The sequence below is a fragment of the Sorangium sp. So ce693 genome, from assembly GCF_051521375.1.
Lineage (GTDB): Bacteria > Myxococcota_A > Polyangia > Polyangiales > Polyangiaceae > Sorangium > Sorangium atrum.
On sequence record NZ_CP150347.1, the window covers coordinates 11,354,156 to 11,374,689 of the forward strand.

The 20,534-nt window shown below is 70.9% G+C and carries 16 protein-coding genes; 12 read left to right on the forward strand and 4 right to left on the reverse strand.

Going from position 1 to position 20,534, the window contains the following annotated elements; genetic code table 11:
• Positions 1 to 32: 32 nt before the first annotated feature.
• A complete protein-coding gene (locus WMF14_RS42325) occupies positions 33 to 1,076 on the reverse strand; it encodes a TauD/TfdA family dioxygenase (RefSeq protein ID WP_437796120.1) in 1,044 nt (347 codons plus the stop codon).
• A 1,125-nt stretch (positions 1,077 to 2,201) separates the two neighbouring features.
• Here WMF14_RS42325 and WMF14_RS42330 point away from each other — a divergent pair.
• The 12 genes from WMF14_RS42330 to WMF14_RS42385 all read left to right on the forward strand — a co-directional run bounded on the left by WMF14_RS42330 (position 2,202) and on the right by WMF14_RS42385 (position 18,722).
• Entirely contained in the window at positions 2,202 to 3,365 is a 1,164-nt protein-coding gene (locus WMF14_RS42330; protein ID WP_437796122.1) for an integrase core domain-containing protein, read from the forward strand.
• Between the two features lie 598 nt (positions 3,366 to 3,963).
• The gene (pheA, locus tag WMF14_RS42335) at positions 3,964 to 5,043 is read left to right on the forward strand and encodes a prephenate dehydratase (RefSeq protein ID WP_272102225.1); all 1,080 of its coding nucleotides are present in this window, start codon (positions 3,964 to 3,966) and stop codon (positions 5,041 to 5,043) included.
• Between the two features lie 300 nt (positions 5,044 to 5,343).
• A complete protein-coding gene (locus WMF14_RS42340; RefSeq protein WP_437796125.1) occupies positions 5,344 to 6,693 on the forward strand; it encodes a hypothetical protein in 1,350 nt (449 codons plus the stop codon).
• 219 nt (positions 6,694 to 6,912) lie between these two features.
• Positions 6,913 to 7,452: an RNA polymerase sigma factor gene (locus WMF14_RS42345; RefSeq protein ID WP_437796128.1), complete on the forward strand. Its 540-nt coding sequence runs from the start codon at positions 6,913 to 6,915 to the stop codon at positions 7,450 to 7,452.
• The gene (locus tag WMF14_RS42350; RefSeq protein WP_437796131.1) at positions 7,449 to 8,585 is read left to right on the forward strand and encodes a tetratricopeptide repeat protein; all 1,137 of its coding nucleotides are present in this window, start codon (positions 7,449 to 7,451) and stop codon (positions 8,583 to 8,585) included. Before WMF14_RS42345 ends, WMF14_RS42350 begins: the two co-directional genes overlap by 4 nt.
• Before the next feature lie 204 nt (positions 8,586 to 8,789).
• Positions 8,790 to 9,782: a hypothetical protein gene (locus WMF14_RS42355; RefSeq protein ID WP_437796134.1), complete on the forward strand. Its 993-nt coding sequence runs from the start codon at positions 8,790 to 8,792 to the stop codon at positions 9,780 to 9,782.
• 61 nt (positions 9,783 to 9,843) lie between these two features.
• Positions 9,844 to 10,953, forward strand: coding sequence for a hypothetical protein (locus tag WMF14_RS42360; RefSeq protein WP_437796136.1), 1,110 nt, complete (start codon positions 9,844 to 9,846; stop codon positions 10,951 to 10,953).
• Positions 10,954 to 11,029: 76 nt separating this feature from the next.
• Positions 11,030 to 13,096: a PEP/pyruvate-binding domain-containing protein gene (locus tag WMF14_RS42365; RefSeq protein ID WP_437796139.1), complete on the forward strand. Its 2,067-nt coding sequence runs from the start codon at positions 11,030 to 11,032 to the stop codon at positions 13,094 to 13,096.
• A gap of 79 nt (positions 13,097 to 13,175) precedes the next feature.
• The gene (locus tag WMF14_RS42370; RefSeq protein WP_437796142.1) at positions 13,176 to 13,859 is read left to right on the forward strand and encodes a DUF4956 domain-containing protein; all 684 of its coding nucleotides are present in this window, start codon (positions 13,176 to 13,178) and stop codon (positions 13,857 to 13,859) included.
• 102 nt (positions 13,860 to 13,961) lie between these two features.
• Complete coding sequence (locus WMF14_RS42375) at positions 13,962 to 16,058, forward strand: HlyD family secretion protein (RefSeq protein WP_437796145.1); 2,097 nt, start codon at positions 13,962 to 13,964, stop codon at positions 16,056 to 16,058.
• 32 nt (positions 16,059 to 16,090) lie between these two features.
• Complete coding sequence (locus WMF14_RS42380; RefSeq protein WP_437796148.1) at positions 16,091 to 17,482, forward strand: TolC family protein; 1,392 nt, start codon at positions 16,091 to 16,093, stop codon at positions 17,480 to 17,482.
• Positions 17,483 to 17,492: 10 nt separating this feature from the next.
• Positions 17,493 to 18,722: a CotH kinase family protein gene (locus WMF14_RS42385; RefSeq protein WP_437796149.1), complete on the forward strand. Its 1,230-nt coding sequence runs from the start codon at positions 17,493 to 17,495 to the stop codon at positions 18,720 to 18,722.
• Positions 18,723 to 18,800: 78 nt separating this feature from the next.
• Here WMF14_RS42385 and WMF14_RS42390 read toward each other — a convergent pair whose 3' ends face one another.
• The 3 genes from WMF14_RS42390 to WMF14_RS42400 form a co-directional block, all read right to left on the reverse strand.
• A complete protein-coding gene (locus tag WMF14_RS42390) occupies positions 18,801 to 19,157 on the reverse strand; it encodes a hypothetical protein (RefSeq protein ID WP_437796151.1) in 357 nt (118 codons plus the stop codon).
• A gap of 111 nt (positions 19,158 to 19,268) precedes the next feature.
• Positions 19,269 to 19,529, reverse strand: a complete 261-nt coding sequence (locus WMF14_RS42395; protein ID WP_437796154.1) for a hypothetical protein — start codon at positions 19,527 to 19,529, stop codon at positions 19,269 to 19,271.
• 672 nt (positions 19,530 to 20,201) lie between these two features.
• Entirely contained in the window at positions 20,202 to 20,489 is a 288-nt protein-coding gene (locus tag WMF14_RS42400; RefSeq protein ID WP_272102212.1) for an RNA recognition motif domain-containing protein, read from the reverse strand.
• Positions 20,490 to 20,534: the final 45 nt, after the last annotated feature.

Sequence of the window (20,534 nt, forward strand, 5' to 3'; positions counted from 1 at the left end):
TGAAGGGTTGCAGCGCAAGGGGGCAATTACCACTAAGTCACTTTCGCCGGCGGCGGGGAGAAATTTCCAGCAATTGTGTCGTAAAACCGACGTACGCGCGAATGGACCGGCTGCTTTTCCTGGGAGGTCCTCAGCCACAGCCGCAGGAGAAAGCGGCGGCGTTCCTGTTCCGGCCAGTCCTCGAAGGGAGCGCGGTCGTGCAGAATGGCGTGGTTGTTGACGAACAACGCCTCGCCCGCTTCCAGCATGAAGGTGAATTTCAGTTCATTTCCGACGGCGTGAAAGTAGTCGAGCGCCTCGCGCTGCAGCTCTGTGAGCGGTTCTTTCCGCTCCGCGACCGCCTGCTCGACGACCCTTTTGTTCATGAAAGAAACGCTGACCTGCCCGTCGAGCTCGCTGAACAGGGGCACGCGGTAGTCGAGGTTGATTGGACGCTCACCCTTTTTCTCGTTGCCCGTCCAATAAATATAATAGCCCTCGTACAGAGGCGCCAGATATTCCGGACGCGTGGCGGCGATGCGGTTATGAATCGCTATTCCGCTGGCCAGGCCGCTCAATCCACCCGATTTGGCCCGCCGGATGGCCATCAGCCCCATGATGCCACCGTAATCGGTATGGAGCGTCAGCGCGTTCTCGGAGGTGAAACCTTTGCCCCGCGTCCCCGGTACCAGCTGGGGAACATCGGTCAGATAGCCGAGACGATCCCCTTTCCAGCTTTGAACGATGGGCTCTCCCCATTGCTTGCCCAATGCCCAGTAAAGGAGAGCGATCTCCGCTTCCGTGCAGCGGTCCATCGGCCATCCGCGAACGATGACCACGCCGCGGCCATTCAGGATCCTGTCGGCGATGAGCTGCACATCGTCCTGGATGTCCTCGAGCTGAAAATCCTCGTTGGAAGCGTTCTCGAGCGTGACGCTGCGTCTCCGGGCTTCCTGGATCACGCGGTCGAAGGCCTCCAGGTGTCTGGGCCCGAGATCGAAGGCGACTTCGTCCTTGGTCAGGTTCTTTCCATCCCAGGCCCGGGGGTGATCGATTTGTTTCGTTTGGATCTTGGAGGGAGCAAACGATGTTTCCATGGTGGGTCATCCTCTCGGGGGCGTGAAGCCGGCAAGGCTGACGAGATCGTCTTTTCCCGCCTGATCCTTTCGATAGTGCTGCACTGTCGCCGCGCAGTATACCGCTTCCCGGGCAGCGTCATCATGGGATCCTGAGGGGGGACCGGCATCGATCGCCTCGGACCAGAGCGCGTCCATGCGGCTGTAGGCCGGTGCAGGCAGCCGTCTCGACAAGCTCGGCCCGAGAGCTCCGCGGCGCGCACGTGCTGCCGCTGAGGCGACGTCCGCGCCGGGCAGCGCTGCCTCTGAGCGGTTCCCGAACACCGGCCCTGCGACCGCGCGCAGCTCCTGTCGGTCGTCGAGGGCCCTGGGCCGGGTCAGGCGCGGTGGACGGCCCTGGAGCTGCCGAGCACCCCGCGCCCGGCCACCTACGAGGCGCTCAGGGGCCGACAGGGGCCTCCTGGCGTGGGCCCGGTGGTGTTCTCGCGCGAGGTCTGGGCGGCGCTCCGCGCCGGCACGCTCGACGCCGGCGGCGCCATCGTCCACGAGGACCGCCCCCGTCACCCCGCGGGGTGGTTCGAGGGGCCGACGGAGATGATGCGTTCCCCGCGCGCGACGAGGGGCGCGACGCCAAGGTGGAAAAGTCGTAGACAACGGACAGCTCTGACAGAGAGATGTCGGGCAGCCCGTTGGCTACACCAACTTGATTGCTCGTGTGCTTCTGTATCGCGATTTTCCACGCTGTTTCTCGGAAACGTGGTTGAAGGCATGGTCCATGCGTTTCGCGCGAGGAGATGGATCATGACCGTTGATCGCGACGATTGTTTGTGATTCAAATAAAGCGGCAATGATTCAGCGACAAGTCATCACATGGCGCAAGGCTTTCCCAATGCTTTTGGTGTTTGGGATGGTGCTTGCAGGTTGCGCAGACGCAAGTTTCGAGACCACATCGCAAGCCATCTCATCGCTAAACGGCGGCGCTGCGGTCAGCGTGCCCTACCTCCGGCAGCTCGACATTCCGGTCGTGGGCGAGGGTACGGACCGGTGGCCTGGGTAACGGTTCAGACCGGCAGCCTGGGTCGCACCTGGACGGACCGGGAGCTTCGGTGACACATGTCGTAGAGGACCGGCGACGGAGGAGCGCTGGTGCCTTGGAAAGAGACATGTTCAGTGGACGAGAGGCTTCGGTTCATCGCGCAGGTAAACGAGTCGGACGAGACGTTCGCGGAGCTGTGCCGGCGGTTCGGCATCAGCCGGAAGACGGGGTACAAGTGGGTGGAGCGCTACGAGCAGGCCGGACCTCGCCGCCTGGAGGAGCGGCGGCCCGTGGCTCACACGTTCCCGCATGCGACGCCAACGGGGCTCGTCGACGCGCTGATCGAGCTGCGGAAGGAGCGCCCCACGTGGGGGCCGAAGAAGCTGCGTGCGCGGCTGGAGAGCCTGGGCGTCGAGGGGCTGCCAGCAACGAGCACCATCGGCGAGTTGCTCAAGAAGCACGGGCTGATCCGGCCCCGTCGGCGCCGCGTGGTGACGCCGACGACCGCGATGCCGTCGCCGCTGGCTCCAGCCGAGCAGCCGAATGACACGTGGTGCGCCGATTTCAAAGGGCACTTCGCGCTCGGCGACAGGACGCGCTGCCACCCGCTGACGTTGACGGACCAGGCGTCGCGGTACCTGCTCAAGTGCGAGGGCGTGGCGAAGCCGGACGAGGCCTCGGTGCGGCCGCACTTCGAGCGCGCGTTCCGCGAGTTCGGGCTGCCGCACCGCATCCGCTCCGATAACGGCCCGCCGTTCGCCACGATTGGCATCGGTGGGCTCTCGGCGCTCTCGGTCAGCTGGATCAAGCTCGGCATTCATCCCGAGCGGATCGAGCCCGGTAAGCCGCAGCAGAACGGCCGCCACGAGCGAATGCACAAGACGTTGAAGGCGGAGGCGACATCGCCGCCAGAAGCCAACTTGGCAGCGCAGCAGCGCGTCTTCGATCGGTTTCGGCACGAGTACAATGATCAGCGTCCGCACGAGGCGCTCGGCCAGAGGACGCCGGCTTCGCGCTACACGCCCTCGCGCCGCTCGATGCCGAGCAAGTCCTCGTCGCCGGAGTACCCGGACACGATGGCCATTCGACGCCTTGACGACCAAGGACGGATGCTGTTCGGGGGCGCGCAGACCACCGTCTCCTCACTGCTCGCCGGCGAGCCCGTGGGGCTGATTCCGAGCGCCGATGACGTCTGGGAGCTGTACTACGGCCCGGTTCTGCTCGCGCAGGTCACCCTGAAGAACAAGGAGCTGAAGCTGGCCAGGGCGCGGTGACCTGCGCGAACTCACGCCGGATCGTGAGAAGAGGCTCGTGTGTACCGCGACCACGTGGAGCGGTTCGTATATAGATCCAGGCGGTCCGAGAAAGCGCGGCGAGCGTGTCGCGCCGACGAGGAACCGGTCCCTGTTTCCAGTCCTCCCGGAGCAGGGGCCCGTGGCTCAAGGAAGTGTCACCGCAGCTCCCGGTCAGAAGTGTTACCAGGGCTCCGCTCGTACAGATGTCCCCCACGGGCGCCATCCTCCCGCGCCCGCGCCCGATCCTCCCACTCCGGCAGCCGATCCTCCCGCTCCCGCGCCCGATCCTCCCACTCCGGCAGCCGATCCTCCCGCTCCCGCGCCCGATCCTCCCACTCCGCCGGCCGATCCTCTCGCTCCCGCGCCAAGAGCTCTCTCTTCCTCTCCCCTGCTCCCTCACCGGTCCTCTCTCGCCCATCCGCTCCACGCGTCGAGCCCGCACGGGTGCCGCTTCGCCCCTGACGTGCATCGCCGTCGCGCGCGTTCCGCGCGCATTCCCGGCTCCGAGGCGAGCCTTGCGCTGCGGCGCCCCCTGCGCTTTGATGGCCGCCCTGCCCCTTCCGAGGTGAAACAGTTCATGGCGACCCTTGGCGAGCTTCGTGAGCGCATCGACAGCATCGACGACCGGATCCTCGAGCTCCTCGCGGAGCGGGCCGAGGTGGCCTTCGAGGTCGCTCACGCGAAGCGCGCCGCGAACGCCACGCAGTTCCACGACCCGGAGCGGGAGCGGCGCGTGCTCGCCCGCCTGCAGGCGAAGGGCGCGGGCCGCTTCCCGCGCGACGCGATCCGGGTCCTCTTCCGGGAGGTGATGAGCGCCTGCCTGTCGCTGGAGGAGCCCATGAAGGTGGCCTTTCCGGGGACGGAGGGCGCCTTCGCGGAGGTCGCGGCGCGGCACCTGTTCGGGCTGGCCGCGCTCTACCGGGAGACGGGCACCATCGAGGGCGTCTTCGATGCGGTGCGCGCGGGCGAGGCGGCCTGCGGCGTCGTCCCCGTCGAGAGCTCGACCGACGGCTCGGTGACCCTGACGGCGGACGCCCTGATCGAGAGCGACCTCCAGATCCGGCAGGAGCTCGTGCTCGACGTCGCCTATTGCCTGTTCAGCAAGGCGGAGGGGCTGAGCGGCGTCGCGCGGGTCCACGGGCACCCGCACGCGCTCTCGCAGTGCCGCCTCTGGCTCGCGAAGCACCTCCCCGGCGCGCAGATCGTCCAGACCGTGTCCGCGGCCGCGGCGGCGCACGAGGCCCTCGGCGACCCCGCCGCGGCGGCGATCGGCAGCCGCGGGGCGGGCGAGCTCTACGGGCTGCCGCTCCTGCGGGAGCGCATCCACGACCGCGCCGAGAACGCGACGCGCTTCATCGTCATCGCCGCGGGCGACGCGCCCGCCACGGGCGCGGACAAGACCTCGATCGTCTTCTCCGTGCAGGAGGAGCCCGGCGCGCTCCGCCGGGTCCTCGCCATCTTCGACGACGCGGGCATCAACCTGACCCGGATCGAGTCGAGGCCCAGCCGGCAGAAGCACTGGGACTACGTCTTTCTGGTCGATCTGGAGGGCCACCGGAGCGATCCGCGCGTCGCCGACGCGATCGAGCGGCTCCGCGCGCGCTGCGAGATGGTGAAGGTGCTCGGGAGCTACCCGCGGTCGACCGGCGCGCGCTGAGGCGCGGGCGCGCCCCATCCGGCCGGTCCCCGCCGGGGGCAAAGGCGTTAACGAAGCCTCGCGCCGCGTTCTCCTACAGCCGAACGTTTACGTTTACGTGGTCGTGAACGTGGTCGTGAACGTGGTCGTGAACGTGGTCGTGGTCGTGGTCGTGGTCGTGGTCGTTCACGGCTTGCCGTTGACGACCACGACCACGACCACGACCACGTAAACGTAAACGTTCACGTTGGTGGCCGATGGGTGGGAACGCCTACGCCACGACGGGGGATGGTGCCCCGCGAGGAAGGGTGATAATTTTCCGTGCCCGTGCCGGCCGCGTCGCTCGCGCTCGCCCTCCGCGCTGCCCGAACGGCCGCGAGCGCGGTCGCCGGCTCGCTGCTGGCCGCCGTCGCCCTGCCCGCCGCAGCGGCTGAGCCTCGCGCCGCAGGCGAGCCGGTGCTCGTCCTCGCCGCCTTCCCGGGCGCCGGCGGCATCGACAAGCGCGCCCTCGACCTCGTCGTCGCCCATATCCGCCCCGTCGGCGTCCGCCTTCAGATCGTCCGCCCCGGCACGCCGAGACCCGTGCTGCAAACGCTCCTCCCCGAGGCCAACGCGCTCGCCGACACATGGGACGCGCGAGGCGTGCTCTGGATCGACGCCGGGTCGAGCGACGAGCTCGCCCTGTACGTGGTCGAGCGCGACGGCGAGCAGATCTACGGCCGCCGCATCCCGATCTTGCCCGGACAGAGCGCGACCGCCCTCGAGTCGCTCGCCAACATCGCCGGCGCGGTCGCCGAGGAGCTCCGCGAGGGCCACGTCGCCGGCCTGGCCGAGGTGAAGGTCGCCCCGGCCCCACCGGCCCCGGCGGCTCCACCCGAGCCCGCCGCTGCCCCCGAGCCCGCCGCGTCCCTTGCCGCGCCCGCGAACGCGACGCCCACGGACGCCGCGCCGGACCTGCAGGCGCCCGCGGGCCCGCCGTCACCATCCACGCGCGCCCGCCGCGACGCGAGCCCGCTGCCCACGTTCGCCGTCCTCGCCGGCTACACCGGCGCGAACTTCAGCAGCGACGCGCCCTGGCAGAGCGCCGCCGCTGTCCGCGCCTCCTGGGCGCCGGTGGACTACGCCGTCCTCGGCCTGGGATACGAGCTCATGCCCTCGACCTCCGTCGGCGGCGAGCGGTCCACGTTCGAGCTCTCGCGCCACCCGGTGATCACGACCGGCCAGGTCCGGCTCAGGCTCCCCCTCGGCCTCGACCTGCAGCTCGGCGCGCGCGCCACCGTCGATATCGTCGAGCGCGTCCCCGAGGAAGGCACGACCCAGCAGGCGCTCACGGAGCCACCACCGTTCCCTCCGCCTCCCGGTCATGGCCCGCCACCGCCGCCCCCGTGGCGGTGGCCACGGATGTTTCCGCAGCAACTGCCGCCGCCGGAGGCCAGGACCGACGTGCTCGTGAGCGTCGCGCCGGTCGCGGAGCTCGGAGTCCCGCTCACCGGGTGGCTCCGCCTCAAGACGACGGTGGGTGTGGACGTGCTCCTGACGAAGCCAGACGCCGCCGTACACCCGGCCCTCGCGCTTTCGGCCGATCCGGTGCGGATCCTGGCCGGCGTCGGGCTGGAGCTCGGCCTCGCCCTGCCGGCCTCGCCGGCCCCCGCGGGCATGGTCAGGAAATGACCATCCGCGCCGCATGACCCGACACGAAAGGAAAATTGACCCGCTTCGGGCCGTGCATCGCACCAGGTCGAAGCGATGGACGCTGAGCACGCGCGAGCTCTCTCCAGGCGCCTCGGCCCACTGCCCGAGCCGCTCCTGGCCAGCGCCATGACGCGCCCCGTCCCCGCCCCGCCGCCTGCCTCGTCACCCTCTGGGCCCGTGCCGTCTGATCTCGAACGGATGCGCCGCGCCGGCGCGGGCGACCCGGAGGCCCAGGCCTGGCTCATGACCCACGTGATCTCGCGGGTCCGCCGGATCGCGCGGACGTTCCTCCGCAGCGCGGCCGACGCCGACGACGCCGCGCAGCTCGGCCTGCTCGCGATCCTCGAGAGCGCGTCGAGCTACCGCGGCGAAGCCACCGTCGAGGCCTGGGCCAGGCGCGTCGCCGTCCGGACCATCCTCCGGTACGCCAGGCAGCAGCGCCGGGAAGGCGCGCCCGTCGCCCCGGAGAGCGCGATCGACGACGAGATCGCCCTGGCGCCACACCAACCCCCGTTCGAGGCCCTCCCGCGCGAGGCGCGCGCGTACCTCGACGAGCTGCCGGAGGCGCAGCGCACTGCGATCCTCCTGCACCACGCGCTCGATCACTCCATCGAGGAGATCGCCGGAATGACCGAGGTCAGCCCCGATACGGTCAAGAGCAGGCTGCGCCTCGGGATCGGCGCGCTCCGCAAGCAGGTGCGACAGGACCTCGCCGTCGGCCGGAAGAGAGCATCATGACAGGGACGCAGAAGTCCGAGATCGATCTGGACCTCGTGCCCGCGATCCTCGCCGCGGAGGCGCGCGGCGAGCCGATCCGCCCCGAGGACGCGGAGCTCCTCCGCCGCGCCGAGCAGGACGACCCCGAGCTCCGCAGCGAGGCGCCGCTCTGGGCCGCCATCGGCAGGCTCGGCGACGCGCGCGACGACGGCCGCGAGCTCAGCGACGCCGCCATGCTGCAGCAGGTGCTCGCGCGCGCCCGCCTCGAGCCCCGAGGCGCTCGCCTCGACGCCAGAGGCGCCCGCGCCGAGGCCGCGCCCGAGAGCACCGCGAGGCCGCGCACAGCGCCTCGGCCGATGCTGCGGCGAGGGATCGCCGGGTCGCTCGCGGGCGTCGCCGTCGCGGCGACGCTCCTGGCAGCGCTCGCCGCGGAGCTCTTCGATGAGCCTGCGCACGCGCCTCCGCCGGCGCCGAGCGGGAACGAGGCGCTCGATCCGAGCGGCGCGCGGCGCACGGTCCTGAGCCTCCCCACGCTTTCGGTGCCGGAAGCGCCTCCGCCAGGCGCCGGCGCGCCCACCGCCGAGCCCTCACCAGGCGCCGGCGCGCCCATCGCCGAGCCGCCGCCCGGCGCCGAGCCGCCGCCCGGCGCCGGCGCGCCCGCCGCCGAGCCCTCGCCCGGCGCCGGCGCGCCCACCGCCGAGCCCGCGGCCGCCAGCGCCGTCGGGGCCCGGGATCGCGCGCAGCCGCCGCCCAGGCCGCGCGCAGAGGAGCCCGCGACGGGTCCGCAGGCGCTGCTCGTGCGCGCGCAGGCCCAGCTCGGGCAGGGAAAGAGCGCCGAGGCGAACGCCGCCTACCGCGCCCTGCTCGCACAGCACCCGGGGAGCCCCGAGGCGCGCGCGGCCCTGGTGTCGCTCGGGCAGATCGCGCTCCACCAGGGCAAGGCGGCGGAGGCGCTCGGCTATTTCGATCGCTACCTCGCCGGCGCCGGCGGCCCCCTCGCCGCGGAGGCCCGGGTCGGCCGGGTGCAGTGCCTGCGACGGCTCGGGCGGGCGGCCGACGAGCGCGCAGCCATCGCCGATTTCCTCGCGCGTCACGGCGAGAGCGTCCACGCGCCGCGGCTGCGCGCGCGCCTGTCCGAGCTCGGCGGCGGCTGAGCGCCGGGGCCTGACGCCGGCTCGCTGACGTCCACGCGGTGGGACGCCGGATCGCCGGCGTCCGCGCGGTGGGGCTTCTTCAAAAAAGATTGACCCCTGATCCCGCCGCGTCGCCACCTGGCCATCGAGATGTCGCAAAACCTTTGCCGAATTGAAAAATTACCTTCACGAAGCGCATGGCGCGTCGGCGTCCTTGGCGGGGTCGTGGCCCTCGCCTCGCTCGCCTGCTCGAGCTCCGTGGACGGCACCAACGACACATCGGGCTCCGGGGGCTCGGGCAGCTCGGGCAGCTCCGGCGGCTCCGGCGGCTCCACCGGGTCGGGTGAACCGACCGGCGATCCCACGAAGCTCGTCGGCGCCTTCCAGGTGCGCTCGCTGCCTGCTGCCGAGCCGGGTGCGGCGGGCAGCACGTCGGTGATCGGGAAGATCTACGACGGCCCCACGCCCTCGCAGATCATCTGGGAGGTGCAGGCCGAGGAGGGGGGCTGTCAGCTCCTCACGCCGCGCGTCCCGTTCTGCAACGAGCCCTGCGGAGGCAGCGCCGTCTGCGTGGAGGACGACACGTGCCAGCCCTACCCGGCCGCGCACAGCGCCGGAGACGTGACGGTGACCGGCCTGAACCTGGAGTCGGGCGCCGCGTCCCTCGTCATGAGCCCCACGGCGAACAACTACCAGCCTCCCGCCGGCACGAAGCTCGGCTACCCGCCCGCCAACGAGGGCCAGGTGGTCCGCTTCGAGGCGAGCGGCGATTTCTTCAGCGCCTTCACGGTGGAGGCCAAGGGCGTGAGCCCCCTCGATCTCCTGAACGAGACGATAGCGCTCGAGCCCGATCAGCCCCTGCAGCTCACGTGGACCCCGCCGGGGCAGGCCGACATCGCCAAGCTCCACGTGAAGCTCGACATCAGCCATCACGGGGGCACGAAGGGGATGATCGAGTGCAACGTCGAGGACACCGGCTCGCTCGATATCCCCGCATCACTCGTCAAGCAGCTCCTCGACCTCGGCGTCGCGGGCTTCCCGACGATCATCGTTACGCGCAAGTCCGTGGGCTCCACGACGATCCCGCCCGGCCGGGTCGATCTGGTCGTCTCGTCCCAGATCGAGCAGGCGGTGGCGATCGCCGGGCTCACGTCGTGCAACGACGACTCGCAGTGCCCCGAGGGCCAGACCTGCCAGAGCGATCTCACCTGCAAGTGAGCCTCGCCGATCCGCGGCGCGGCCGACCGTCTAGCTTAACAAGGAAAAGGACACAGAGACCATGACACGCACTTATCGCCCCTTGCTGCTGCCCCTCACCCTCGCGCTGCTCTCCCCTGTGGTCGGCGTCGGCTGCTCCAGTTCGGACCCGGAGGTGGACATCGGAGGCGACAGCTCGACCAGCACTTCGTCCAGCTCCGGCGGCAACACCACCTCGTCCAGCTCCGGCGGCAACACTTCCTCGTCCAGCTCCGGCGGCAACACCTCCTCGTCCAGCTCCGGTGGCAACACCACCTCGTCGACCTCCGGCGGTAACACCACCTCGTCCACCTCCGGCGGTAACGCCACCTCGTCCACCTCCGGCGGCGGGACGACCGAGAAATTCAGCTTCTTCGTGACCAGCCTCGTCGCCTTACAGGAGCTGTCGGGCTCCCAGGACGGCTTCGGCGGCGATCTCCGCTTCGGAGAGACGGGCCCCGGCGCCGGGCTCCGCGGCGCGGACAAGATCTGCGCGACCATCGCCGAGAAGAGCATGCCCGGCGCGGGGGGCAAGCAGTGGCGCGCCTTCCTGAGCGCCGTCGCAGGGGAGGACGGCAAGCAGGTCAACGCGATCGATCGGATCGGCAACGGTCCCTGGTACGACCGGCTCGGCCGGCTGCTCGCCAACAACAAGGAGGAGCTGCTCAACGACCGCCCCTCCGCGGCCGACCCTGCGATCATCGACGACTTTCCGAACGAGGACGGCGTCCCCAACCACCAGCCCGATCCGAGCCAGTCCGAGGTGGACAACCACGACATGCTGACGGGGACGAACGACAAGGGACAGCTCTACAGCGCGACAGCGACCTGCAAGGACTGGACGGCCAAGTCGGGCGACTCGAGCGAGGGGCGGCCGCGCGTCGGTCACTCGTGGCCCAGGAACTTCGGAGGTGGCGGCTTCCCGACCGGCGGCAGCTCCCCGGCCGGCGGCGGCTTCCCGACCGGCGGCGGCAGCACCGGCGCCGGCCCCGGCGGCAACATCAACATGGCCAACTGGATGTCGTCGCTCGACGAGTCAGGGTGCGCGCCGGGCATCAACCTCCTGGAGCAGGGGGGACCGCTGCCCGGCGCGGTCACCGTCGGGTCCGGCGGCGGCTACGGCGGGTTCTACTGCTTCGCGCTGACACCTTGACACCTTGACGCGGGATTGACGCGGGATGACCGGCGCGCGCCGCTGCGCGGTCAGCTTACTTGTCTCAGGAGGAATCATGTACAAAGGCACTCGCATCACGTCGATCGTCACGCTCGCCTTGCTCGCCGCGGCGCTCCCGGGCGCGTGTGGCGGCAGCGGCACGGACGACCCCGGCGTGACCGGAGAGGTCTGCGAACGCAAGAACGCCGATGAATCGACGGAGTTCCTGAAGCGCATCGGGTGCGCCGCGGACTTCGAGGCCCTCGCGTCGCAGCCCATCGACGCCACCTTGCCCGGCGCGCGGTCGGTCAAGGTCGTGCTGGATCAAGCCGACCAGAACGCGCTGTACTTCCAGAACAGCGTTCTCTACCTGATCCACTACGACTTCGTGTCATCGCACCTCTCGGGCGACGCGCTGCCCCTCGTCCCGCCCCTCGCCGAGTTCAACGCGACCGAGTACTTCACGCCGGATCGCCGCTTCGTCCTCGGCGCGGTGACGCACTACGAGGGTCCAGACGTGTGGGCCCTCGAGCTCTCCCCCTACGACACCGCGTCCGCGGACATGATCACCACCCTGTTCAGGGCGGCCAAGGCGGCCTCCTTCTTCGGGTCGAAGCTCGCCTTCCACCCGACGTCGGAGGCCGTCGCGGCCGAGGCGAAGAAGCTCCCCTCCGACATCCCCGTGGTCAGCACCGGCGATCTCTACGCCGGGATCGACTACCAGCCGCTCTCGCTGGGCACGGCGGTGGGTCGGCTCCACTTCGCGAAGGCCGCGGATCTCGACTCGGAGTACCTGTCCCACCAGGACATCGTCGTCCTCGACGAGGCGCCCAACGACATCTCGGTCGTCCAGGGGATCATCACCGAGGAGTTCCAGACGCCGCTCTCGCACGTCAACGTGCTCTCCCAGAACCGGCGCACCCCCAACATGGGGCTGCGCAACGCCATGAGCCGCCCCGAGCTGCTCGCGCTGAAGGACAAGCTCGTCGAGCTCACCGCGGGGCCGTCGTCCTGGAACGTCCGCGAGGTCACCGAGGCGGAGGCCGAGACGTTCTGGGAGGCGCACAAACCCACGCCCGTCACGCTCCCCGAGCTGGATCTGACGGTCACCGATCTGCGCGACATCGAGGAGGTGACCCCCGATCCGCCGGAGGGCGAGCCGCTCCGGGACGCGATCAAGCAGGCCGTGCTCGCCTTCGGCGGCAAGGCGGCCCACTACTCCATCCTGGCCAGGCTCCCCGAGGTCCCCATCCTGAAGGCCTTCGCGATCCCGGTGTACTACTATGACCAGTTCATGAAGCAGAACGGGTTCTACGAACAGATCGACGCGCTGCTCGCCGACCCGAAGTTCAACACCGACGCCGCGGCCCGCGACGAGCAGCTGAAGGCGCTCCGCGACGCCATGAAGAGCGCGCCCATCGACGCCGAGTTCCAGGAGCTCCTCCGGGCGAAGATCGAGGCGGACTACCCCGGGCACAAGATGCGCTTCCGCACCAGCACGAACAGCGAGGATCTCGACGGGTTCCCGTGCGCCGGCTGCTACGACTCGAACACCGGCGATCCGACGGACTGGGAGGATGTCCTCGACGCCATCCGCAAGACCTACGCGAGCGCCTGGAAGCTCCGCACCTTCGATGAGCGCACCTATTACGGCATCGATCACCGGACCATCGGGATGGCCTTGCTCGTGCACCACAATTTCCCGTCCGAGGAGGCGAACGGCGTGGCCGTGACCAACAACCCGTTCGACACGGCAGGGGTCCAGCCCGCGTTCTACGTCAACGTGCAGAGCGGCGGTGACGTGGAGGTGGTCGCCCCGCCCGCGGGCGTGACGAACGACGCGTTCCTCTACTTCTTCAACCAGCCGAACCAGCCGGTCACCTACCTGACGCACTCGAGCCTCATGCCGGAGGGCCAGACCGTCCTCTCGACGGCGCAGGTCCATCAGCTCGGCGTGGCGCTCGACGCCATCCACGAGCGGTTCTCCCCCGCTTACGGGCCCGCGAGCGGCAACGACGGCTGGTACGCGATGGACGTGGAGTTCAAGTTCGACGACGACGCGAACCCCGACGAGCCGCCGACGCTCTACATCAAGCAAGCGCGCCCCTACCCTGGCCGCGGGGCCGCCTCCGAGGCGCCATGACGCGGACGCGCGTGGATCGCGTGGATGGGGCTCGGCGCGCGCCGCGCCCCGCGATCGCCCCGGGAAAGAGCGGCTCGCCGTGATAGACTGGCTCGGATGGGTCACCCAGGGGAGCGCCATGGACTCCCGCAAGGCGGTCGTGGCGCTCCTGCTCGCGTTCGGGCTCGGCCAGGGGGTCGCGCTCGTCTACATGGCCACATTTCGCGGGCTCTCCTACTCCCGCTCATCCGTGCACAGCATGGCGATGGGCAGCGTCATCACCTGCATGCTGATGCTCGCCGTCGGCAGCAGCATCGCCGCCGGCATCGGCGTCGCCGTGGGCCTGAGCGCGGTCCGGTTCCGCACGACCATGCGCGATCCCCGCGACATCATGTTCGTCTTCGCGGCGCTCGGCGTCGGCATCGCCTGCGGGCTCCAGGCGGTCGGCGCGGCCCTCGGCGGGACCGCGATCTTCGCCGCCGGAAGCTTGCTCCTCCATTTCTCCGGCTGGGGCTCGCGACGACAGCCGGATGGCCTGGTCCGCTTCACCGCGCCCGCCCTGCCCGAGGTGGACGACGCGCTCGCGAAGGTGCTCCGCGCGCACTGCCGGACCTTCTCGCTGGTGACCCTCCGGGAGGCTGCGCAGGGGACCGCGATGGAGCATGCTTACCAGATCACCGTCCTCGCGCCCGATCTGCGCTCGGCGCTCGTCGCGAAGCTCCAGGCCATCCCGGGCGTGCAGGACGTCTCTCTCATGCTTCAGGAGCCGACGCTGGATCTCTAGCGGCCGAGGTCCATCGCGGAGGATGCCTGTCGGTCACGCCCTCGCGGGCCCTCTCGCTTCGTTGACACAGCCGCCGTCGTCATCACCGCGCAAGGATCATCGATGTACAGCTACCAGCGACTCCGCTCGGCGCTCCAGGACGCCACCCCCGCGATCACCTTCGTGCTCACGCTCGGAGCCGCCCTGTGGCTCCACCTGGGCAGCGGCCCGCGCGGGCGGGTCTTCGGCTTCGCGGAGGCGCTGCCCGAGGTGCTCTCGCCGGTCGAGACCGCCCGGGTGGCCTCCGTCGAGGTGAGCGTCGGCGAGGAGGTCGAGGCCGGGCAGATCATCGCGACGCTGGACACCTCGGTGATCGACGCCGAGATCGCCGTCGCCAAGGCGGAGAAGGCCCAGGTCGAGGCCGATCTGCAGATGGAGTTCGCCGTCCTCGAGCAGGAGCTCGACACGAACCGCGAGACGGTCGAGCGCCACCTCGCCGTCCACCGCGAGGAGCAGCGCCGGGCGGTCGCCGAGGCGAAGGTGCTGGACAGCGAGATATCGCGGGTGAAGGCGCTCGTCGAGAACCGGCAGGCGGTGCTCGACGATCTGACGAAGCTCGACCTGCAGCAGGCGACGGTCACGGCGATCGCGAGCGAGAAGCCGCGGACGCTGAGCATGCTCACGGAGCAGCTCAAGGCGACCGAGCGGCGGCGGAACGGCCTCCGGGATCGGACGTCGGGGCTGGCGGCGAAGCTCGACGCGGACGTGCGCGTCGCGACCGAGAACATCGCGATGCTCGAGCAGCGGCGCGCGAGCTACGTGCTGCGCGCCGCGAACGCGGGGCGCGTCATCTCCATCGACAGGCAGCCCGGCGACGTGGTCCCGGCCGGGATGCCCCTGGTGCAGCTCCTGAGCGCGCGCACGGGCGCGCGCGCGCTGGCCTGCGTCCCCGAGCGCTTCGCCCTCGGCGTCAACGACGGGGACGCGGCCGAGCTCTACATCCGGGGCCAGCTCGGCGACGCGATCCCGGGCACGGTCGTCGCCGTGGGGCCGCTCGTCGCGCAGCTCCCCCCGCGCTGCTGGCCGACGCCGGAGTTGCCGGCGTGGGGCCGCGTCGTCACCATCGCGCTGGACGCGCCGATGGCGCTCGTCCCTGGCCAGGCCTTCGACATCACGTTCGACGCGCGCCGCGGCGCGGCCCCCGCCCAGCCGCCGCCGAAGCCCACCTCCACCGCGCCGAAGGCCGGGGCCGCGCCGAAGGCCGGCGCGGTCGCGTCGCAGTCCCCCATGAAGGTGCCCCCGACCCTGGCGAGCCGGACGCGCTTCGAGCCGTCCGGCGTCCTCGCGCGCCCCGGCGAGTCGCGGTACCTCCTCGTCAGCGACGACACGGGCCACGAGCAGAACGAGGGCGTGCCGTGGCTCTTCGCGATGTCCGCGGGCGGCGCCGTCGCCGCGGAGCCGGTGCCGGTGAGCGGCGTCGACGAGGTGAACGACCTCGAGGGGATCGCGGCCGGGGACGCCGGCGAGATCTACCTCCTGTCGTCGCAGAGCTACAGCAAGAAGGGGAAGCGCAAGCCGGAGCGGACCGCGCTCCTCCGCGTCCGCCAGGACGGCCAGGGCTTCCGCGTCGACGGCGAGATCCACCTGGCCGAGGTCCTCGACGCGGATCCCGCGCGCGCCGCGGCGCTCGGCCTCCCCGAGGGGACGCGGGAGCTCGACATCGAGGGCCTCGCCTTCCGGCAGGGCGCCCTGTACCTCGGGCTGAAGGCGCCGCTCGACGCGCAGGGCAACGCGATGATCTGGCGGGTCGGCTCCCCGGGCGCGCTGTTCGGCGGGGAGGTCGAGGCCGCGAGCGCGAAGAAGAAGGAGCGGACCGCGGCCGAGGCCGCGCGCTTCGACGCGGCCCGCGTCGCGCTGTGGGCGCGCGCGCGCGTCGACGTGGAGGTCGCCGGGAAGGCCACGCCGGGCGGCATCTCGGAGCTCGTCTTCATGCCGGACGGCGCGCTCGCCATGACGTCCACGCCCTCGACGGCGGACGGCGACGCCGGCGCGCTGTGGCGCGTGGATCGCCCCGAGGGCGGCGTCCTCTCGCCGCGCCTCGTCCAGCGGTTCCCGGGGCTCAAGCCCGAGGGGATCACGCCGTCGCTCACGCCGGGCGCGCTGACGATCGTGTTCGACGCCGCCACGCCCTCGTTCCAGGAGCTCTCGTGGGGCCAGTGAGCCAGCGCCGCCGCCGCGCGGCGATCCCCGTCATGTTGATTTGCGCGGCCCTCTCGGGCTGCTCTTCCCCGCCGAGGCCGGCGGCGTCCGACCGCGCGATCGCCCTCTACCGCGAGGGCCGGGCGTCCACCGGCGCCCCGGCGCCCGGCCGCGCGGCCCCGGGCGCGCGCCCGGGCGCGTCCAGCGCGGCGCCGCTCGCGATGACCGTGGAGGACGCCGTCGCCTGGGCGAGGGACCACAGCGCCGAGCTCGCCGCGCAGAGCGCCCGCGCCGAGGCGGCCGCGGCGCAGGTCGACGCGGAGGACCATTTCGATAACCCGGAGCTCCGCATCACGAACGTCGATCTCGAGCGCATCCTCGAGCGCCGGCCGAGGGTGAGCACCGCGCTCCGCTTCCCGGTGACCCGCCCGGGCGAGGTCGACGCGAACGTCGCGGCCGCGCGGGTGGACGAGGCCAAGGCGCTCGCCGAGGCGCGCGAGGTCGAGATCGCCCTCGAGGCCGACGTCCGGTCGCTGTTCGACGAGGTGCTCCTCTTCGACGCCGAGATCGAGGCCGCCGACGCGGTGGCCGAGGCGCGCCGGTCGCTCGCCACCTGGATGAAGGGGCAGCTCGCCGCCGCGCGGACGACGGCGGTCGACGAGGCGATGACGGAGCTCACCGCCGTCGACGCGGAGCAGGACGGCGTAGATCTGCGCGCGCAGCGGAGCGCGGCGCTCGCGGCGCTCCTCTCGCGCATGGGGCTCGATCCCGCGGTGCCCGTGCGCCTCATCGGCGCGCCGAAGGGCGCGTGGCCTCCCCCGGAGCTCCCCACGGAGGCGGAGGCCGTCGAGCTCGCGCTCAAGCGTCGGCCCGAGATCGAGCTCGCGGCGGCGCAGGGCGACGCGGCGGACGCGGCGCTCCACGCCGAGCGCGCCGCGCGGTGGCCGTGGCTCTCCTTCGTCGAGGTCGGCTACGAGTTCCGGCCCGAGAGCGTGCTCGGCCGCGCGTGGACGTTCGGGCTCGGCGTCGAGCTGCCGGTGTTCGACACGCACCGCGCGGCCACCGTCGCGGCGGACACGGCGCGCAAGGCGGAGCAGCGCGCGCTCGGCGCCGCGGTCGAGCTGGTGACGCGCGAGGTGCGGACGAGCCTGAGCGAGGCGCAGGCCACCCGGGCCCTCGTGACCGAGCTCCGGCGCCGGATGACCCCCGCCGCCGAGCGCGCGGGCGCCGAGGCGCAGCGGGCGATCGAGGGCCGCAACGTCGACGTGGGGCGGGCGCTCGAGGTCGACGAGCGCCGCGTGCGCCTGGAGCTCCGGCTGATGCGCTTCGTGCGCCGCTACTGGACCGCCGTCGGCGAGCTCCGCCACGCCGTGGGCGGCCGGCTCCCCGCCGAGGCGGGCCACCCTGGCCGGACTCCGGAGTCCAGGAGCGATGCGGAGCAGTAGGCCGGGATCGATGAGAGCCCTTCATGCGTCCGCGGTCCTCGCGCTCGTCGCGGCGAGCCAGGGCGGCTGTGTGCCCCTCGACCCGGGCAGCGACGTCGTCTTCGATCGGGCGGCGCTGCACGAGATCGCGATCACCATCGATGAGGCCCACCTGGGGCAGCTCCGCACGAACCTCGACGACCGCGCCCCGTGCACCATCGTCTACGACGGCGAGGTCGTCAGCGGCGCTGGCATCCGGCAGAAGGGCAACTCGGCCGTGGATCTGTCCGAGAAGCCGAGCTTCAGCGTCAAGCTCGACGAGTTCGACGAGGAAGCGAACCTGCACGGGCTCAAGAAGCTCCTGCTGAACAACTCCAAGCAGGACCCGACGTTCCTGCGCGAGCAGATCGGCGAGGAGCTACACGACCGCGCCGGCGTGCCCGCGGCGCGCACCGCGCACGCGGTGGTGAGCCTCAACGGCGTGGACCAGGGGATCTACGTCGTCACCGAGGCCATCGACAAGCGGTTCCTGCGGCGGCACTTCGGCGAGGTGAACGACGAGGGCGTGCTCTACGAGGGCCCGTGCTGCGGCGACTTCGCCGAGGACATCGACGCCGTGGAGCTCGACAGCGGCGATGACGGCGGCGGGGCGGAGCTCCGGTCTCTCGCCGCCGCCATCCAGGACGCGCCGGACGAGCAGCTCGCCGCGGAGGTGAGCGAGCGCCTCGACCTGGATCGGTTCCTCACGAGCTACGCCCTCGAGGCGCTGCTCGGCCACTGGGACGGCTACGCCTACCGGGCGAACAACTATTATCTCTACGAGAACCCGGCCGACGGGCGCTTCGTGTTCATCGCCCACGGGATGGACCGCATCCTGGACGACCCGCATTTCGACACCGAGACGGAGCCCGTCGCCGTGCTCCCGCGCCGGATCCGCGAGATCCCGGCGCTCGACGCGCGGTATCGCGCCGAGCTCGCCCGCGTCGTGAGCGCGGCGTGGGACGAGGGCGCCGTGCTCGCGGCCATCGATCGGGCGGAGCAGGTGCTCGGCAAGGCCGTCGCCGGCGCCGCGACGCGGGACGACCTGAGCGCGTTCAAGGCGCACGTGGGCGCCCTGCGCAGCGATCTGAAGCTGCGCCGCGCGCTGGTCGATCCCGCGATCGTCTGCGGCGACGGCGACGGCGCGGGGCTCGAGACGTGCGATGACGGCAACACGGCGGGTGGCGACGGGTGCAGCGCGAGGTGCCGCGTCGAGCCTTGACGGGAAGGCGAGCTCGGGCCTCAGCCCTGCAACCGCGCTGAGCCGGATCCTCGGATTGGCATCCGAGCGCGACAGCGCTCAAACACTACCGCTCACCTTCGCTGCGCGGGTGCTGCCGTCGACCGATGACTCGATCGTATACAGCGCTCCATGGAAGGAGATGCTCCCGTCTTCGCTCAAGCTCCCGCCGCGCAGCACGTTGGCGGCGCTCTCGTACAGAAGAAAGGGCGCGATGCCGACGGGCAGCTCGCGAGCGAGCGTCCAGGTGCCCTCCGCGCCGCCAGAGGCGATCACGAGGTACTGCTGAGCGCCGGACGCGTCGACGAGCACGCCGAGCGTCGAGCCGCTCCGGTCGCGGGACGTCGCGCGGAAGTTGAGGTGGGCAGCGGTGGCGAGCAAGGCGGCGGAGGTGACGGGCTTCTGGGAGGTAGACATGGCTGTGTTGCACGACTCGGTTGCTAGCTCAGCGACAAGTTCACGGTCCCGCGTCATGCCGGAGATGGATGCTGTCCTCGCTTCCGGCCGCCACGGTCCAGCCTCTCACTCTCACGGACCGAACCCGTCGCTCGAGCTCTTTGGCGAGCTCTTTGGCTGCCAGAAGAGCCCATCGTACTTCCGGGGAGATCCCGAGCGGTCCAGCCGCTGGAACGTCTCGCCCAGCTTGAGGTTCCGCTGGCGGTCGCGATCGAACGGACCGTGCGAGCCGTCCGCCGGCTCGTACATGGCCTCGCTCCGCCCGTGCACCTGGAAGCGCCAGCAGAGCCTCTGTTCCACGCCATCCACGACCCGCGATAAACACGCTTTCATGGCGACCACTTTCCTTGCGCTCAGCCGCACGAACGCGGAAGGCACGCCGGGCGCGTGCTTCCGGGTGTGCATGCACGAGCTGCCTCGAGCGGCGCTTTACGGACTTGCCTGTCGCTCGAACCCAACGGGTCCAGGCGGCATCTCTATCCAACTCGTCCACTTCGCCGCGCGACCGTCATCATGTACCAGAAAACGAGCCGCAGCACCACGATAATATAGAGACCGATCTCGTCGATGCGGGGCTTTTTCACGATCCTACGCTTCAGGTATCAGCGGCCAGAGACGACCGTGAACCCCTCGACACGCGCGGCCGCGGGCTCCAGGCGAGCGGCCTGATCGCTCGGGTCGACCTCGGGCCAGCGCGCCGCGACGCACCGGCAAGCTCGGGCTCATTGAGGACTCGTGGCGGTCGTCCTGGGAGAGCTCGCCGAGCGTGACGATATCGAGGGCGAGCGTGTCGCGCGAGCCGTCGTCGTCGTTGAAGCCACGGTCGCCGCAGCGGTGGCCGCACCAGCTCACGATGGCGCCGTGCGGCGGCCCCATGGTCCAGCGGCCCCCTCGCCTGGCGCGGCGCTCGCGCGCACCGGCGTGCGGCTCGGGCGTCTCGAAGACAAAATAAACGCGGCGGGCCTTCATGGCCCGCCGCGATGTTCCGACGCGACGAAGGGGCGATCAGTAACGACCGCGACCGCCGCCGCCGCCGCCGCCTGCCGGACGCTCCTGCGCCTCGTTCACCTTGAGCGAGCGCCCATCGAGCATCATGCCGTTGAGCTGCGAGATGGCGCTGTTCGCCGCCTGGGCCGAGCCCATCGTGACGAACGCAAACCCGCGCGGCTGGCCGGTCTCCCGATCGGTCGGCATCGAGACCTCGCGGACCTCGCCGCTGCCAGCGAACGCGGCCTCGAGGGACTCGCGGGTGGTGCTGTACGAGAGATTGCCGACATAGAGACGATTACCCATGACACGTTACTTTCACGGCTTGCAGCTGCGCTCGTGAGCGCTCTT